The 16,704-nt window shown below is 72.4% G+C and carries 13 protein-coding genes; 5 read left to right on the forward strand and 8 right to left on the reverse strand.

What is annotated here, in order from left to right; all coding sequences use genetic code 11:
- Positions 1-14 precede the first annotated feature (14 nt).
- Entirely contained in the window at positions 15-1,175 is a 1,161-nt protein-coding gene (locus tag AC4BDD_RS06600; RefSeq protein WP_490690026.1) for a citrate synthase/methylcitrate synthase, read from the reverse strand.
- A gap of 88 nt (positions 1,176-1,263) precedes the next feature.
- Between AC4BDD_RS06600 and AC4BDD_RS06605 the strand changes: the two genes are divergently transcribed.
- From AC4BDD_RS06605 to AC4BDD_RS06620, 4 genes are all read left to right on the forward strand, one after another.
- Positions 1,264-2,502 (forward strand): citrate/2-methylcitrate synthase, encoded by a 1,239-nt coding sequence (locus AC4BDD_RS06605; RefSeq protein ID WP_490690027.1) that lies wholly within the window; start codon positions 1,264-1,266, stop codon positions 2,500-2,502.
- A gap of 171 nt (positions 2,503-2,673) precedes the next feature.
- A complete protein-coding gene (locus tag AC4BDD_RS06610; protein ID WP_490690028.1) occupies positions 2,674-3,618 on the forward strand; it encodes a ferredoxin family protein in 945 nt (314 codons plus the stop codon).
- Positions 3,619-3,670: 52 nt separating this feature from the next.
- The gene (locus tag AC4BDD_RS06615) at positions 3,671-5,515 is read left to right on the forward strand and encodes an ATP-binding protein (RefSeq protein WP_490690029.1); all 1,845 of its coding nucleotides are present in this window, start codon (positions 3,671-3,673) and stop codon (positions 5,513-5,515) included.
- The gene (locus AC4BDD_RS06620) at positions 5,512-6,204 is read left to right on the forward strand and encodes a response regulator (protein WP_490690030.1); all 693 of its coding nucleotides are present in this window, start codon (positions 5,512-5,514) and stop codon (positions 6,202-6,204) included. Before AC4BDD_RS06615 ends, AC4BDD_RS06620 begins: the two co-directional genes overlap by 4 nt.
- Before the next feature lie 123 nt (positions 6,205-6,327).
- Here AC4BDD_RS06620 and AC4BDD_RS06625 read toward each other — a convergent pair whose 3' ends face one another.
- The 3 genes from AC4BDD_RS06625 to AC4BDD_RS06635 form a co-directional block, all read right to left on the reverse strand.
- Positions 6,328-7,923, reverse strand: a complete 1,596-nt coding sequence (locus AC4BDD_RS06625) for a solute symporter family protein (RefSeq protein ID WP_490690031.1) — start codon at positions 7,921-7,923, stop codon at positions 6,328-6,330.
- On the reverse strand, positions 7,920-8,540 hold the full coding sequence (locus tag AC4BDD_RS06630; protein ID WP_490690032.1) for a DUF485 domain-containing protein: 621 nt from the start codon (positions 8,538-8,540) through the stop codon (positions 7,920-7,922). The genes AC4BDD_RS06625 and AC4BDD_RS06630 overlap by 4 nt, the downstream gene beginning before the upstream one ends.
- A gap of 174 nt (positions 8,541-8,714) precedes the next feature.
- On the reverse strand, positions 8,715-10,847 hold the full coding sequence (locus AC4BDD_RS06635; RefSeq protein ID WP_490690033.1) for a DNA gyrase/topoisomerase IV subunit B: 2,133 nt from the start codon (positions 10,845-10,847) through the stop codon (positions 8,715-8,717).
- Positions 10,848-11,289: 442 nt separating this feature from the next.
- Between AC4BDD_RS06635 and AC4BDD_RS06640 the strand changes: the two genes are divergently transcribed.
- A complete protein-coding gene (locus tag AC4BDD_RS06640; protein WP_490690034.1) occupies positions 11,290-11,520 on the forward strand; it encodes a DUF7455 domain-containing protein in 231 nt (76 codons plus the stop codon).
- Between the two features lie 198 nt (positions 11,521-11,718).
- On the opposite strand, the gene AC4BDD_RS06645 is transcribed toward AC4BDD_RS06640, so the two are convergent.
- From AC4BDD_RS06645 to AC4BDD_RS06660, 4 genes are all read right to left on the reverse strand, one after another.
- Complete coding sequence (locus tag AC4BDD_RS06645; RefSeq protein ID WP_490690035.1) at positions 11,719-12,540, reverse strand: S1 family peptidase; 822 nt, start codon at positions 12,538-12,540, stop codon at positions 11,719-11,721.
- A gap of 171 nt (positions 12,541-12,711) precedes the next feature.
- Complete coding sequence (locus AC4BDD_RS06650) at positions 12,712-14,259, reverse strand: RNA polymerase sigma factor (protein WP_490690036.1); 1,548 nt, start codon at positions 14,257-14,259, stop codon at positions 12,712-12,714.
- A 347-nt stretch (positions 14,260-14,606) separates the two neighbouring features.
- Complete coding sequence (locus AC4BDD_RS06655) at positions 14,607-15,548, reverse strand: FadR/GntR family transcriptional regulator (protein ID WP_490690037.1); 942 nt, start codon at positions 15,546-15,548, stop codon at positions 14,607-14,609.
- Between the two features lie 233 nt (positions 15,549-15,781).
- On the reverse strand, positions 15,782-16,543 hold the full coding sequence (locus AC4BDD_RS06660) for an NUDIX hydrolase (protein ID WP_490690038.1): 762 nt from the start codon (positions 16,541-16,543) through the stop codon (positions 15,782-15,784).
- Positions 16,544-16,704 lie beyond the last annotated feature (161 nt).

A 16,704-nucleotide genomic window follows, 5' to 3' on the forward strand; every position in this document is an offset into this window, starting at 1 on the left:
TGTCCGCCGGCGGGTCAGGCCGCCGGGACCGGCTGCGCGGGCGGCGGGCCGACATAGCGGGCGGCCGGCCGGATGATCTTGCTGTCCTGGGCCTGTTCCAGGATGTTGGCGCTCCAGCCGACCACCCGGGCGGCGCAGAAGGTCGGGGTGAACATCTCCCGCGGCAGCCCGCACAGCTCCATGACGACGCCCGCGAAGAACTCCACATTGGTGTGCAGCTCGCGGCCGGGCTTCAGCTCGGCGAGGATCGCCTCCACCTGCTTCTCGACCTCGACGGCGAAGGCCACCCGGGGGCCGCCGAACTCCTGGGCGATCTGGCGCAGCATGCGCGAGCGCGGGTCCTCGGTGCGGTAGACAGGGTGGCCGAACCCCATGATCCGGTCGCCCGCCAGCACCCGCTCGCGGATCCACGGACCTATCCGGTCCGGGGTGCCGATGGCGTCGAGGGTGTCCAGGGCCCGGCTGGGAGCGCCGCCGTGCAGCGGACCGGAGAGCGCGCCGATAGCCCCGACCAGGCAGGCCGCCAGGTCCGCCCCGGTGGAGGCGATGACCCGGGCCGTGAACGTCGAGGCGTTGAACCCGTGCTCGACGGTGGAGATCAGGTAGCGCTCGATGGCGCGCGCCCGGCGCGGTTCCGGCTCCGTGCCGGTGAGCATGTAGAGGTAGTTGGCGGCGTACGGCAGGTCCTCGCGCGGCGGCACCGGCGCCAGGCCCTGGCCCAGCCGGTACAGCGCGGTGAGCAGCGTGGGCACGGCCGCGCAGGCGGCCAGCGCCTCCTCCCGGCGGCGGTCGGGGTCGATGTCGTACAGCGGGCGCAGTCCGGCGGACGCCCCGAGCAGGGAGATCGCGGTGCGCAGCCCGGCGAGCGGGCCGGACAGGGCACTGGACCGGGCCACGGCGGGCAGCACGGCCTCGACGTCGGCGGGCAGCCGGCGCAGCGCGGCGGTCCGGGCGGTGAAGTCCGCGCGACCGGCGGCGTCCGGGAGGTGCCCGTGGAACATCAGGTGCCAGACGTCCTCGAAGGTGCGGCTGTGGGCGAGCTCGACGGCGGAGTACTGGCGGTAGTGGTAGAAGCCCTCGCGCCCGCGGACGTCCCCGAGTTCGGTCTCGGTGACGACGACACCCGCGAGCCCGCGCGGTACGTCGGTCGGTGCGTTGGTCCCCATGGTCGGCATCGGTTTCCTCCCTTGATATTGATCCGACTGTCTATGCTTGACTCATCGACTGTCAATATTGATCGAATCAACATGGAATGGTGTGACCATGGCGGATCAAGCAGCGGATGAGCGGCGGTTGACCACCCGGGAGGCGGCCGAGCGGCTCGGGGTGAAGCCCGAGACGGTGTACGCGTATGTCAGTCGGGGCCAGCTGACCAGCCGGCGGAGCCCCGGCGGGCGGGGCAGCACCTTCGACGCGGCGGAGGTGGACGCGCTCGCGCGGCGCAACAGGCGCGAGCCGGAGGGGACGGACGACAGTCCGGTCGGCACCAGCATCACGCTCATCGAGGGCGACCGCCACTACTACCGCGGGGTGGACTCCACCACGCTCGCCGCGCGGCACGGCTACGAGGAGGTCGCGCACTGGCTGTGGACCGGGCGGATGCGGCCGGGCATCCGATTCACCGCACACCCCGAGACCCTGACCGCGGCCCGCCAGGCGGCCGAGGCGCTGCCCGCGCAGAGCGGACTGCTGGACCGGCTGCGGGTGGCCGCCATCGCGGCCGCGGCCGCCGATCCGCTCCGCTTCGACCTGGAGGAGGCGACCGTCGTGGCCACCGCGCGCGACCTGATCGCCACCCTCACCGATGTGCTGCCCCGGCTCGGCGGCGAGGAGCCGCCGGACGCGCCGGTGGCCCGGCGGCTGTGGACCCGGCTCACCGATCTGCCCTGCGACGACCGATGGCTCCGGGTGCTGGACAGCGCACTGGTGCTGCTGATCGACCATGACCTGGCGGTCTCCACGGTGGCGGCCCGCGTCGCCGCCTCCGCCCAGGCCCACCCGTACGCCGTCGTCTCCGCCGGGCTGGGCGCGTTGGACGGCCCGCTGCACGGCGGGGCCAGCGGATTCGCGCACCGCATGCTGCTGGACGCGCTGGAGCGGGGCGGCGCGCCGGTGGTGGCGAGCCATCTGCGGGCCGGGCGCCGGGTGCCGGGCCTGGGCCACCGGCTCTACCCGGGCGAGGACCCGCGCGCGGCGGTGCTCTTCGCCCTGCTGGAGGAGGTGCCCGAAGCGGCCCCCGCGCTGCGCGCGGCCCGCGAGGTGGTGGCCACCATGGCCCGCCATGTGCCGCTGCACGCCAATGTCGACCTGGCCCTGGCGGTGGTGTCGGTCTCGGCGGGGATGCCGCAGGAGGCGGGCGAGACGGTCTTCGCGGTGTCCCGCACCGCGGGCTGGATCGCCCACGCGCTGGAGGAGTACGGCGAGCACCCGCTGCGGATGCGCCCCACCGGCCGGTACCGCGGCCCCCGTCCGCCCCAGCCGCTGCCGCTGCCGGTGCCGTGAGTGCGCGCGGCACGCGGCACGCGGCACGGCGCCGCGGGGCCGCGGGGCGGTTGCACGTGACCGCGGGGCGCGTGGCCGCGGGAGGCCTGGCCACGGGCGGTGTGGGGTCACGGTGCCGGTTCGAGCGTGGGCCGAGCTGCCGCGGGCCGGCATCAGGTTAGGCTTACCTTTGTGAGTACGTGCGCCAGCGCCTCCCGGAATCTGTCCGAGCCACTCGCCGGAACCGCGGCCCTCGCCCCCACCTGGCTCCTGGTCGAGCAGCCCGGTCCCTGGGGCTCGGACGCCCTCACCGCCAGCCACCTCGACCCGGCGGTGGGCCGTGCCCTGGAACGGGCCGCGAAGGACACCGGGGTCCGGGTCGCCCTGATCCGCCGCCCCGGCCGGCACGCCGACTGCCATGTGCCCGCCCGCCACCGGGTCTTCGTCGCGCACACCCGGCCGGGCCACTCCTGGATCCGCACCACCACCCTCACCGACCCGGCCCGCCTGCTCGAGATGGATCTGGCCGCACTGGGCGCCGGCGATCCGAACGGACTGAGCGGCCTGAGCGGCCTGAGCGGCGAGTGGGCCGTGTACCGGGGCGACCCGCTCGTCCTCGTCTGCACCAACGGCAAGCGCGACCGCTGCTGCGCGATGCTCGGACGCCCGCTCGCCGCCGAGCTGGCCGCCTCCGGCGGGGAGGGCACCTGGGAGGTCACGCACATCGGCGGGCACCGCTTCTCCCCCACCCTGGTCGTCCTCCCGCACGGCTACGCCTACGGCCGGGCCACCGCCGAGGCCGTCAAGGAGGTGCTGGTCGCCGCCGCCACCGGCCAGGTGGTCACCGAGGGCTGCCGGGGCCGCTCCTCCTGGGAGCGGCCCGGCCAGGCAGCCGACCTCGCCGTCCGTGAGCTGACCGGCGAGACGGGCGCGGACGCGCTGACCGTGATCCGCACCGAGGGCGCCGCACCCGCCTGGACCGTCACGGTGGCACACACCGACGGCCGGGCGTGGCAGGTCTCCGTCACCCAGGTCGCGGGCGACCCGCCGCGCCCGGAGAGCTGCGGAGCGGCGCTGGGCACTCCGGCCCGGATGGACGTGGTCGGCATCCGCGAAGCGGTGGCCACCATGCTCTGACCGGTGCTCTGACCGGTTCCCTCCGGCGCAGCTGCGCTTATCCTTCCTGCCCATGAGCGCAGCGACCTCCCCCGGCCCGCGGGGCGCCGGCCGATGGCGCATCGGCTGGCCCCGCCCGCGACGGGTGTTCTCGCAGGTCCTGCTGATGCAGCTGGCCATCGCCGGCGGCGTCGCGGTGCTCGCCACCGGCCTCTTCCTGGCCCCGCTCGGCTCCCAGCTGGATGACCAGGCGATGCGGCGGGCACTGGCCATCGCCCAGACCACGGCCGCCGAGCCGGACCTCGCCGAGACGCTGGAGGGCCCGGGACCGGACCCTGCCGGACCGGCGCAGCGGACGGCGGAGCGGATCCGCCGGGCCACCGGCGCCGAGTACATCGTGATCATGGACCGGCGCGGGGTGCGCTGGTCCCATCCCTCGGCGGCCGAGATCGGCAAACCGGTCTCCACCGATCCGCGTGAGGTCCTGGCCGGTCATGAGGTCATGCAGATCGACACCGGCACACTGGGCAGATCCGCGCGCGGCAAGGTCCCGCTGCGCGCCGGTGACGGCCGGATCGTCGGCGCGGTCTCCGTCGGCATCGCGTACGAAAACGTCCGCGACCGGCTGATCGGCGCCGTACCCGGACTCCTCGCCTACGCGGGCGGGGCGCTCGCGGTCGGCGCCCTGGCGGCGTACGCCGTGGCCCGCAGGCTCCGGCGCCGCACCCATGACCTGGCCTTCTCCGACATCTCCGCGCTCCTCGCCGAGCGCGAGGCGATGCTGCACGGAATCCGCGAGGGGGTCGTCGCGCTCGACGCACAGGGCCGCGTCCGGCTGGTCAACGACGAGGCGCAGCGGCTGCTGGAGCTGGGTGCGGAGCACACCGGACGGCCGCTGGAGGAGGTGCTGCCGCCGGGCCGCACCACCGATGTGCTGGCCGGCCGGGTCACCGGGGCCGATCTGCTGACCGTCAGCGGCGGCAGGGTGCTGGTGGCCAACCGGATGCCCACCGAGGACGGCGGGGCGGTGGTCACCCTGCGGGACCGGACCGAGCTGGAGCGGCTCGGCCGCGAGCTGGACGGCACCCGGGGGCTGATCGACGCGCTGCGCGCCCAGGACCACGAGCACGCCAACCGCATGCACACCCTGCTCGGCCTGCTGGAACTCGGGCTGCACCCAGAAGCGGTCGAGTACGTGACCGAGGCCGTCGGGGTGCATCGGGCCACCGCCGAGCAGGTCACCGAGCGGGTTCACGATCCGCTGCTCGCCGCGCTGCTGGTCGGCAAGGCGACGGTGGCGGCGGAGCGCGGCGTGGCGCTGCGGATCGGCCCGGACACCCTGCTGCCGGACCGGGTGGTGGACCCGCCGGGTCTGGTGACCATCGTCGGCAATCTGGTCGACAACGCGCTGGACGCGACGGCCGGAGCGGCACGGGCTGATGTGGAGGTGGGGCTGCGGGCCGAGGGCCGGACGGTGGTGCTGACCGTCGCGGACACCGGTCCCGGGATTCCCGCCGAGCGGCGCGAGGACGTGTTCACCGAGGGCTGGTCCACCAAGGAACCGCCGGCGCACCGCGAGCGGGGCATCGGGCTGGCCCTGGTGCGCAGGCTGGCCGAGCGCCAGGGCGGCAGCGCGCGGGTGACCGACCGGGACGGCGGCGGCGCGGAATTCACCGTGCTGCTCCCCGAGGCGCTGGCCGAGGAGGCGGCGCCCGTCCCGGGCGGCCGGACCGCACAAGCGCCGGGCCGGGCCGAAGGCGTCGTCGCGGGGCGCACGGGGCGCGGGCCCGGCGTCCCGGAAGACGCCCCCGCGCGGACGGAACACGCGCCCGGCGAGCCGGGAGACGCGCCCGCGCGGACCGGACACCTGGCCGGGGAGCCGGGAGACGCGCTCAGCCGGATGGGAGACGCCTCATGATCAAGGTGCTGGTGGTGGACGACGATGTGCGGGTCGCTCGCGTCAACGCCGCCTACGTCGAGCGGATCCCCGGATTCCAGGTGGTCGGGCAGGCACACAGCGCCGCCGAGGCGTTCGCCTTCCTGGAGCGCGCGGAGGTCGATCTGGCGCTCCTCGACCACTATCTGCCGGACGAGACGGGCCTGGCCCTGGTCCGGCGCATGCGGCAGCTGGGCCACCACACCGACGTGATCATGGTGACCGCCGCCCGCGATGTCGCGACCGTGCAGGCGGCGATGCGGCACGGCGCGCTCCAGTACCTGGTGAAGCCGTTCACCTTCGCCGGGCTGCGCGCCAAGCTGGACGGCTACGCGGCGCTGCGCCGCACCCTGGACGGTGGCGGCGAGGCCGAGCAGGAGCAGGTGGACCGGATCTTCGGCGCACTCGGCGGCGCCACCACCGGCGGGGCCGAGCTGCCCAAGGGCCACTCCGCGCACACCGCGGACCGGGTCCGGGGCGTGTCGCGCGGCGCGGACGGGCCGCTCTCGGCGCAGGAGGTCGCCGAGCGCTGCCGGCTGAGCCGGCAGACCGCCCAGCGCTACCTCAAACTGCTGGAACGCACCGGCCGGGTGCGGCTCAGCCTGCGCTACGGGGAGACGGGCCGCCCCGAGCATCTCTATCTCTGGCAGCACGGTGACCGCGCGCTCTGACAGCCATGGTGCGGCGCTCACCCATGGCTGGTGACCGCGCTCGGCCGGCCACGCCTGACGGCCGCGCTCGGCCCGCGCCGCCGCACGGGCTCACACCGCGACCCCGCACGGGCCACACCACGCTCACACCGCACCCGCCCCGGTGAGCGCCCGTACCTCCGTCTCCGCGTACCGCTCCTGGTCGGCGGGGACCGCGGAGGTCACCGTGCCCAGCCAGCCCGCCAGGAAGCCGAGCGGGATGGAGACCAGCCCTGGATTCCGCAGCGGGAAGAGGTGGAAGTCGACACCGGGGAAGAGCGCGTCGGGGGAGCCGGAGACCACCGGCGAGAGCGCCATCAGCAGCACCGCGGACAGCAGCCCGCCGTAGACCGCCCAGACCGCGCCGCGGGTGGTCAGACGCCGCCAGAACAGCGTCAGCAGCAGGACCGGCAGATGGGCCGAGGCGGCCACCGCGAAGGCCAGCCCGACCAGGAACGCCACGTTCAGGTCCTGGGCGAACAGCCCCAGCCCGGTCGCCGCCACCCCGACGCCGACCGCCGCGAGCCGGGCCGCCGTGACCTCGGCACGCGGCGAGCGGGCCGGGCGTCGCCTCAGCGCGGCGCGCAGGTCATGGGCCACCGACGCCGCGGAGGACAGCGTCATCCCGGCGACCACGGCGGGGATGGTCGCACAGGCGACCGCGGCGACGATCGCGAAGAGAACCGTTCCGCCGGTGGAGTCGGCGCCGCCGCCGAGGTGGAGGGCGAGCAGCGGCACGGCGGTGTTCCCGGACGGGCTGGAGGCGCGCACCTGATCGGTCCCGAGCACCGCGGCCGCGCCGAAGCCGAGCACGATCGTCATCAGGTAGAACGCCCCCATCAGCCCGATCGCCCAGACGACGGAGCGGCGGGCGGCGCGCGCGGTGGGCACCGCGCCCAGCCGGGACAGGGTGTGCGGCAGTCCGGCGGTGCCGAGCACCAGCGCCACTCCGAGGCTGATGAAGTCCAGCCGGGCGGCCCAGCCCTCGCCGTGGGCCAGTCCCGGCAGCAGGAAGTCCCGGCCATGCCCGCTGCGTGTCGCGGCGGTGTCCAGCACACCGCCCGGATCGCCGTGGAAGCGCAGCAGCAGCAGAACGGTCAGCGCCATCGCACCGCCCAGCAGCAGCGCCGCCTTGACGATCTGGATCCAGGTCGTGGCCCGCATACCGCCCACCGCGACATGGACGATCATCAGCGCGCCCACCCCGATGACGGTCCAGCCGCGGGCCTCGTCGCTGGTGTCGCCCAGCAGCAGCGCCACCAGGCTGCCCGCCCCGACCAGTTGAGCCACCAGGTAGAGCAGCGACACGGTGAGAGCGGAGGCGCCCGCCGCGATCCGCACCGGGCGCCCGCGCAGCCGGACGGCGAGCACGTCGGCGAGCGTGAAGCGGCCGCAGTTGCGGACGAGTTCGGCGGCCACGAAGAGCACCAGCAGCCAGGCGACGAGGAAGCCGACCGCGTAGAGGACCCCGTCGTAGCCGAAGAGGGCGATGAGTCCGGAGATGCCGAGGAACGAGGCGGCGGACAGGTGGCCGCCGGCGATGGCGAATCCGTTCTCCAGCGGGGAGAACAGCCGCCCGCCCGCGTAGAACTCCTCGGGTGAGTCGTGTCGCCTGCGGCTCGTCCAGGTGGTGATCGCCAGGGTGAGGACGGTGAAGGCCAGGAAGAGCAGCAGCGCCGGCCGCTGGGGATCTGCGGTCACCGGCCGCGCTCCCGGGCCGTCTCGCGCGCGGCCTTGGGCGCCATCTCCGTCTCCCGGGCCATCTCCGCCGCCATCTCCTGGGTCATCCAGCGCAGTTCGAGGGCGAGCCGGTCCCGGCGCCGCCCGGCGTGCCGGGCATACGCCCAGGCCAGCAGGAAGGTGGTGACGAACTGCGCGATCCCGGCGACCATGGCGACGTTGAACGCGCCGACGACCGGACGGGCCATCAGCCCGGACCCGCTGACCGCCAGGACCACATAGGTCAGGTACCAGAGCAGGAAGGCGGCCGTCGCGGGAAGGGCGAACCGGCGGTAACGGCGGCGCACTTCCTGGAACTCCCGGCCGGCGTGGACCTGCTGGTAGACGCGGGCGAGCGGCTCCGGGACCGCGGCCTGCGACGGGGCGGCCGCCGGTGCCCGGACGGCGGAGGCGGCCGGCGCGGCGCCGGCGCCCGGCCAGGCGGGCGGGGGGCCGGTCGCGGCGGGCGGTTCCCCCCATCCCGAGGCCAGCGCGTCGTACCAGGGATCGTCCAGCCGCACCGATCCGGCATCGGGCTCGCCCTGTGCGGCCGGCTCGTCCGGTCCGTCGTACCCGTCCCACCCGTCCTGCTTGTGCACCGAGTTCTCCTTGGTCTCGCGGCGTCTCGGCCGCAGGCCCCAAGGATGGACAGAGTGGGAAGATCCTGGACGCTCTACCCGTGTACGTTCACACCATCCAGTGACGTACGCCCCGGAACGGGCACGCGGACGTGCCGGTTCCGGGGCGTACGGAGGAAGCCGCCAGGGCGCCGGTCAGGCGTCGATGCGCGACCGGTCCAGGGCTCCCGCCGAGTTGGTGATGAACTCCTTGCGCGGCGCGACCTCGTTGCCCATCAGCAGGTCGAAGGCGGCCTCGGCGGCCTCCAGGTCGCTGATGTTGATCCGCCGCAGAGTGCGGTGGCGCGGGTCCATGGTGGTCTCCGCGAGCTGATCGGCGTCCATCTCGCCCAGACCCTTGTAGCGCTGGATGCCCTCCTTGAAGCGGACGTTCTTCCGCCGCAGCTCCAGCAGGGTGTCCTTCAGCTCGTTGTCCGAGTAGGTGTAGATGTACTTGTCCTGCCCCTTCTTGGGGTTGATCAGCTCGATCCGGTGCAGCGGCGGCACGGCCGAGAAGACCCTGCCCTGCTCGACCATCGGCCGCATGTAGCGCTGGAAGAGGGTCAGCAGCAGACACCGGATGTGGGCGCCGTCGACATCGGCGTCCGCCAGGAAGATCACCTTGCCGTAGCGGGCCTGGTCGATGTCGAACGTCCGGCCCGAGCCGGCCCCTATGACCTGGATGATCGCTCCGCACTCGGCGTTCTTGAGCATGTCCGAGACGGACGACTTCTGGACGTTGAGGATCTTGCCGCGGATCGGCAGCAGCGCCTGGAACTCGGAGTTCCGGGCCAGCTTGGCGGTGCCCAGAGCCGAGTCTCCCTCGACGATGAACAGCTCGCTGCGGTCCACGTCGTCGCTGCGGCAGTCGGCGAGCTTCGCGGGCAGGGAGGAGGACTCCAGCGCGGTCTTGCGGCGCTGCGCCTCCTTGTGCTGCCGGGCCGCGATCCGGGTGCGCGCCGCGGCCACGACCTTCTCCAGCACCGCGCGCGCCTGCTGCTTGGCGTCCCGCTTGGTGGAGGTCAGGAAGGCCTTCAGCTCCTTGGCGACGACATTGGCGACGATCCGGGAAGCGGCCGAGGTGCCGAGCACCTCCTTGGTCTGGCCCTCGAACTGCGGCTCGGCCAGCCGGACGGTGACCACGGCCGTCAGACCCTCCAGCGCGTCGTCCTTGACCACGTCGTCCTCGGCGACCCGCAGCAGCTTGGCGGAGCGCAGGACCTCGTTCACCGTCCGGGTGACGGCCCGCTCGAATCCGGCCACGTGGGTGCCGCCCTTGGGGGTGGCGATGATGTTGACGAAGGACTTGAGCGTGCTGTCGTAGCCGGTGCCCCAGCGCAGCGCGATGTCGACGCCCAGTTCCCGGGTGACCTCGGTGGGCGTCATGTGGCCCCGGTCGTCCAGCACCGGGACGGTCTCCTTGAAGGTGCCCTGGCCGGTCAGCCGCAGCACGTCGCAGACGGCCTTGTCCTGGGCCAGGTACTCGCAGAACTCGCTGATGCCTCCGTCGTACCGGAAGATCTCCTCGGACGGCCCCTCCTGCCCCTCCGCGCCCTTCTCGCCCCGCTCGTCCCGCACGACCAGGGTGAGGCCGGGCACCAGGAAGGCGGTCTGGCGGGCGCGGGCGTACAGCGTCTCCAGGGAGAGCCTGGCGTCCTTGAGGAAGATCTGCCGGTCCGCCCAGTAGCGGATACGGGTGCCGGTGCGGGTCTTGGGCACCCGCTTGCCCTTGAGCAGTCCGTTCGCCGGATCGAAGGGCGCCTCGGGCCCCGACTCGGTGAAGATCCCGGGGACACCGCGGCGGAAGCTGATCGAGTGGGTCTTGCCGTCCCGGTCCACCTCGACGTCGAGGCGGCTGGAGAGGGCGTTCACCACGGAGGCGCCGACGCCGTGCAGACCGCCGGAGGCGGCGTACGAACCGCCGCCGAACTTTCCTCCGGCGTGCAGCTTGGTCATCACGACCTCGACACCGGACAGCCCGGTCTTCGGCTCGACGTCGACCGGGATGCCGCGCCCGTTGTCGCGGACCTCGACCGAGCCGTCGTCGTGCAGGATCACCTCGATGTGATCGCAGTAGCCTCCGAGCGCCTCGTCGACCGAGTTGTCGATGATCTCCCAGAGGCAGTGCATCAGGCCGCGGCTGTCGGTCGAGCCGATGTACATGCCGGGGCGCTTGCGCACCGCCTCCAGCCCCTCGAGGACGAGCAGGTGCCGCGCGGTGTAGTTGGAGCCGCCCCGGTCTGCTCCGGTCAGCAGCGCAGTGGACGGCACGGACGTGTCGGCGGTCACGCGGTTCGCTCCTCGCTGAATTTCTGGATGGCCCGCTTCCGGGCGTGGTGGTGGCTTGGTCGCCGGTGAGAGCGTACCGAGGCCAGATAGAGCCTTTGTGCCGCCACCCGTGAGAACGACCATGCTAGTCGAGACGGACCCGGCTTCGCTCGTACGTTCGATGCCAGACCTGGGCGGCACAAACATCACGTTCCTTTTCAGGCATGAACCATTTAGGCTCCGGGCACGTCCTCAATCACAACCGGCAACCCAGCCGGGAGGACGAAGACCGACAAGCGACGTGAAACCGTAGACCTAGGCAATACGGCTCATTCGCCGCCAACCGTCACCATCCAGCCGACTCGGAAGGTTTTTTCGAGAAAAAGGCACGAGCGGGAACGTTTTCGACCTGGTTGGATGTTGACCCTGGTACGACAGCTCGTCGAGCTAGAGAAGAGGCGACGTGACTACTGTTCTGACCCCCGCCAGTCCGCTGACGGCCGCTGACCGGTGCGACCGCTGCGGCGCCCAGGCCTACCTGCGCGTCGTCCTGACGAGCGGCGGCGAGCTGCTCTTCTGCGCCCACCACGGTCGTAAGTTCGAGCCGGAACTCAAGAAGATCGCCGCCGAGATACAGGACGAGACCGAGCGCCTCACCACTGTCCCGGCATCCGCGTCCGACGACGAACGCTGACATCTCGCATCCACGACGAGCCGGACCGGCCCCGAGCCGGGCAGGCGGGCGGTCACCCCTGACCTCACAGGGGCGGCCGCCCGTCCGCATCCCGGCACTTCCGGTGACACCGCACCCACCGACCGGCAGCCGGCCCGTTCGCCCCGTTTCGGGCTGCCCGCCCAGAGTCGTCGTGCGGCCTGCCGGGTCCTCCCCGGCTCAGTCGCCGCTCTCCACCAGGGGCGCGACCGCCGAGATCCGGGTGTAGACGCCCGGGCTGCCCGCCTCGCCGCATCCGCTGCCCCAGGACACCAGTCCGATGAGCCGCCCGCGGGCGACGAGCGGCCCTCCGCTGTCGCCCTGACAGGCGTCCCGCCCGCCTTCCGGCAACCCCGCGCACACCATGGACTTCGCCTCATAGGCACCGTCCGTGCTCCTGGGGTAGGCGCGTTCGCAGACGTTGTCCGCCAGCACGCGGACATCCGCGCTCCGCAGGGTCCGCGCGTAGCTGCCGTCCCCTCGGGTGTCGCCCCAGCCGTAGACCGCGGCAGCCGTCCCCGGCGCGTAGGAGCGGTCGCCCCGCTCCGCCATCGGCAGGGCCTGCAGTGAGCGCGTCACGGTCAGCACCGCGACGTCCCCGGCGTGGCTGACCGGGTCGTATTCCGGGTTCACCCATACCCGCCGCACCTCCAGCTCATGGCCGTCGTCGGCGGCCAGGTCACCCCGGCCTGCCACTACCCGCAGATCGGTCACCTGGCGCCAGTCGACGCCGAGCACTTCGGGCCGCATGCAGTGCGCCGCCGTCACCACCGTCGTGCGGGAGACCGCCACCCCGCCGCAGAACTGACCCGACCTGGATTCCCCGAACCGCTCCCGGCTGGCCAGCGCCACCATCCACGGAGCATCGGACGCACGTACCGGATGGCCGCCGACGACGACCCGGCCCGCATCCGCCGGGCCCGGGGCGGCGAACAGCAGGGCGAGCGCGCTGGTAAGCGCGGCCACGGGCACCACGACGAACAGACGGGGCCGAATGCGCATACCTTCTCCTGACCATATGGAGTGACCTGCGTACCCAGCGTCATCCATCTGCACCGCTTCCGCATCCCGAGGCGGCACCGGTTACGGCCCGGAGTGGCGGCCGCGCAGCGCGAAGGCCGGGCCCCCGCAGAGGGGACCCGGCCTTCGAACAACTCAGGCGGCGGCCGTCCGTCAGTCCAGGTAGTCCCGCAGGACCTGGGAACGGGAGGGGTGCCGCAGCTTGGACATGGTCTTGGACTCGATCTGGCGGATCCGCTCACGCGTCACGCCGTAGACCTTGCCGATCTCGTCCAGCGTCTTCGGCTGGCCGTCGGTCAGACCGAAGCGCATGGAGACCACGCCCGCCTCGCGCTCGCTGAGGGTGTCGAGGACGGAGTGCAGCTGCTCCTGGAGCAGCGTGAAGCTGACCGCGTCGGCCGGGACGACGGCCTCGGAGTCCTCGATGAGGTCACCGAACTCGCTGTCGCCGTCCTCACCCAGCGGGGTGTGCAGGGAGATCGGTTCGCGGCCGTACTTCTGGACCTCGATGACCTTCTCCGGGGTCATGTCGAGCTCCTTGGCCAGCTCCTCCGGGGTGGGCTCGCGGCCCAGGTCCTGGAGCATCTGGCGCTGCACGCGCGCGAGCTTGTTGATGACCTCGACCATGTGCACCGGGATACGGATGGTGCGGGCCTGGTCGGCCATCGCGCGGGTGATCGCCTGCCGGATCCACCAGGTGGCATACGTGGAGAACTTGTAGCCCTTGGTGTAGTCGAACTTCTCGACGGCGCGGATCAGACCGAGGTTGCCCTCCTGGATGAGGTCCAGGAAGAGCATGCCGCGGCCGGTGTACCGCTTGGCCAGCGAGACCACCAGGCGGAGGTTGGCCTCCAGCAGGTGGTTCTTGGCGCGGCGGCCGTCCTCGGCGATGATCTCCAGCTCGCGCTTGAGCTTCGGGGCGAGCTTGTCGGAGTTGGCGAGCTTGTCCTCGGCGAACAGACCGGCCTCGATGCGCTTGGCGAGCTCGACCTCCTGCTCGGCGTTGAGCAGGGGGACCTTGCCGATCTGCTTGAGGTAGTCCTTGACCGGGTCGGCGGTGGCGCCGGCCGCGGCGACCTGCTGCGCCGGGGCGTCGTCCTCGTCCTCGTCGGAGAGCACGAAGCCCTGGCTCTCGCCTTCGCCCTCCGCGCCTTCACCCGGCTTGCCGGGGACCGCGGCCTCGTCGAGGGGCTCTTCGTCGAGGAGCTCGTCGGCGTCCTTCTTGGTGGCGGTCTTCTTGGCCGTCGTCTTCTTGGCGACGGTCTTCTTCGCCGTCGTCTTCTTGGCGGCCGTCTTCTTGGCGGCGGCCTTCTTCGCGGGCGCTGCCGTGACCTCGTCAGTCTCGACGGCCTCCGCCTCCGGGGTGGCCGAGGCGCTGGTCTTCCTGGCGGTGACCGTCTTGGCCGTGACGGTCTTGGTGGCGGTGCGCTTCGCCGGACTCTTCGCTGCGACGCTCTTGCGGGTGCGCTTGGGCGCCTCTGCGGCACTGACCATCAGCGTCACACCCTCCTCGTCGAGGATCTGGTTGAGGCTGCGCAGAACGTTCTTCCACTGGGTTGGCGGAATCTGGTCAGCCTCGAAGGCCCGACGCACGTCATCGCCGGCGATCTGCCCATCAGCCTTTCCCCGCTCGATGAGCGCCATGACAGACTCGGACTCGGCGATCTCCGGCGGGAGCGTACGGGATGTGCTGGCCGACACGAACAACCTCTCGGAATGATGGAAACGGCTTCCGGCCCCGTCCGCGGTGGACAGGAGCCGACGACCACCGGCAGGGATGAACCGATGGCGCGGGCGGGAGTGCAGGGGACCACAGCGTCACGAGCGACGTCCGTATTCCCTCAGCGGCTACCACCTCTTTAGTCATCGCGCTGCATCAAGGAGCGTTACGCCCAATCCCCGTGGCCCGAGTCACACCACAAATGGGGTGAAGGCGGTACGAAGCGGACGGAACACAGTGCGTCGCCGAACCCCACGGCCGATCGGATCCCGCGCAGGATCCGGCGACGCCATCTCGCGCCCGTCCGACCCGCGTGAGCGGCGGCGGCTCAGTGCTCGCGTGGTGCGGGCACCACGCGCTCGACTTCGGGGTGGACGGTGAGAAGTTGCCGCATCGCGCTCTCCGCGGCCCCGGCGTCCCCCGCGCCGACGGCGTCGACGATCCGGCGGTGGTTGCCGACCCCCGCCTCGCTGGGCCGGTCGCAGCTGATCGCCGGCCCGCCGGAGACGTGCAGCGCGGAGGCGACGATGCCCGCCAGGTGCTCCAGCATGCGGTTGCCCGCGACCTGGAGGAGCAGGGCGTGGAACTCGGCGTCGGCGCGGGAGTAGGTCAGGGAGTCTCCCTGCGCCAGGGCATGGCCCATGATCTCCACCATGTCGGCCAGCCGCTGCTGCACCTCCTCGCGGCCGTGTCCGGCGGCGAGGCGGGCCGCCAGCGGTTCGATGGTCCAGCGCAGCTCACACAGCTCGCGGCGCTGGTCGTCGCGCTGCGGGCCGAACGCCCGCCACTCGATGATGTCCGGGTCGAGCAGATTCCAGTCGCTGACGGGCCGGACGCGGGTGCCGACGTTGGGCCGGGCGCTGACCAGGCCCTTGGCCTCCAGCACGCGGAGGGACTCTCGGACGACGGTGCGGGAGACCTCGAAACGCTGACCGATCTCCTCGGGGACGAGCGGGCGGTCCGCCCCCAGGTCGCCGGAGACGATCATCTGGCCGAGCTGCTGGACGAGTTGGCCGTGCAGGCCGCGTCCGCGGTTGCCGGCGGCGCGCCGTCCCACGCGTCCGATCTCGGTGTCGGCGCCTTCCCAGGAAGGCGCGCCCCCGCGGTCGGCGCCGGAGGCGTCGGGGTAGGGGTAGCGGTCAAGCTCGCCCGAGCCGGCGAGGCCGGAATCGGCGGGGCGAGCCGCGGTCATCGTGGTGTGCGCAAGGGTACTCACGCATCCTTTGTCGGCGACGCCTCCGAGACCCTTAGGGTCTTTGGTGAAAAGCACACGAAAGGGTGATCGACCATTACCTCACAATTGACGTCCAATCGGGCAGAAATCGCCAGCCGTCGGGGAGTTGCGAGCAGTTGAGGCGAAGCGGCCTGGGCCCGGCACGGGCCTGCCCCACGCCGCCGGCCTTCGGTGACCTCCCCGGACGCGCCACGGGACGCCCCGACCGCCGCAACAACGCATCGTCCACGGCAGGTTGACGGAGCTCGGAACACCGCGTCCGACGGCGATCAGACCTCCGGACGCAGCATCGGCGGATTCAGCAGCGTCGCCCCGCCCGCCCGGAACAGCTGTGCCGGACGTCCGCCCTGCCGGGTCGTCGTCCCACCGGTCGGCACCAGGAAGCCCGGGGTGCCGGTGACCTTGCGATGGAAGTTGCGCGGATCCAACGCCACACCCCACACCGCCTCGTAGACCCGCCGCAGCTCACCGACCGTGAACTCCTGCGGGCAGAACGCCGTCGCCAGTGAGGAGTACTCGATCTTCGAACGGGCGCGCTCCACGCCGTCCGCGAGGATGCGGGCGTGGTCGAAGGCCAGCGGCGCGAACACCTCGCCGTCGTGCCGGTAGGCCCCTTCCTGACCGAGCAGGGTCTCCACCGGTGCCCAGCGCACACTGTGTGCGTCGCCGCCCGCCCGGGGCGCGGGCAGGTCCGGCGCGAGCGCCAGGTGCGCCACGCTCACCACGCGCATCCGAGGGTCGCGCTTGGGGTCGCCGTAGGTGGCGAGCTGTTCCAGGTGCGCGGCGTTCGGAGGCACGGGCAGGGAGGGGTCGTGGGCGAGCAGCCCGGTCTCCTCGGCGAGTTCCCGGGCAGCGGCGGCGGCGAGATCCTCTTCCGCGCGCACGAATCCCCCGGGCAGCGCCCAGTGCCCCTGGAAGGGCGGCTCACCGCGACGGACGGCGAGTGCGCACAGCGCGTGCCGCCGCACGGTCAGCACGACCAGATCGACAGTGACGGCGAAGGGCGGGAAGGCCGACGGGTCGTAGGGCATGGACGCGATCATAGTCGTCTTCCTGACGATAATCAGGCGCTTGACGATCGTCGCGCCGTGCTCGTGGCAGCGCTCCCACAGTCTGGCACACGTCGTGCTCCCTCCCTTCGGGTCGACTGGAGTGCCTGACCCGCGCTGCCGGGTCCGGGCGGAGGGCGGCA

Source organism: Streptomyces sp. JLBT605 (assembly GCF_058215555.1).

Bases quoted from the DNA above. Each gene is read 5' to 3' on its own strand.
- AC4BDD_RS06645 (WP_490690035.1), bottom strand. From the start codon at position 12,540: ATGCGCATTCGGCCCCGTCTGTTCGTCGTGGTGCCCGTGGCCGCGCTT.
- AC4BDD_RS06660 (WP_490690038.1), bottom strand. From the start codon at position 16,543: ATGCCCTACGACCCGTCGGCCTTCCCGCCCTTCGCCGTCACTGTCGAT.
- AC4BDD_RS06620 (WP_490690030.1), top strand. From the start codon at position 5,512: ATGATCAAGGTGCTGGTGGTGGACGACGATGTGCGGGTCGCTCGCGTC.
- AC4BDD_RS06600 (WP_490690026.1), bottom strand. From the start codon at position 1,175: ATGCCGACCATGGGGACCAACGCACCGACCGACGTACCGCGCGGGCTC.
- AC4BDD_RS06615 (WP_490690029.1), top strand. From the start codon at position 3,671: ATGAGCGCAGCGACCTCCCCCGGCCCGCGGGGCGCCGGCCGATGGCGC.
- AC4BDD_RS06605 (WP_490690027.1), top strand. From the start codon at position 1,264: ATGGCGGATCAAGCAGCGGATGAGCGGCGGTTGACCACCCGGGAGGCG.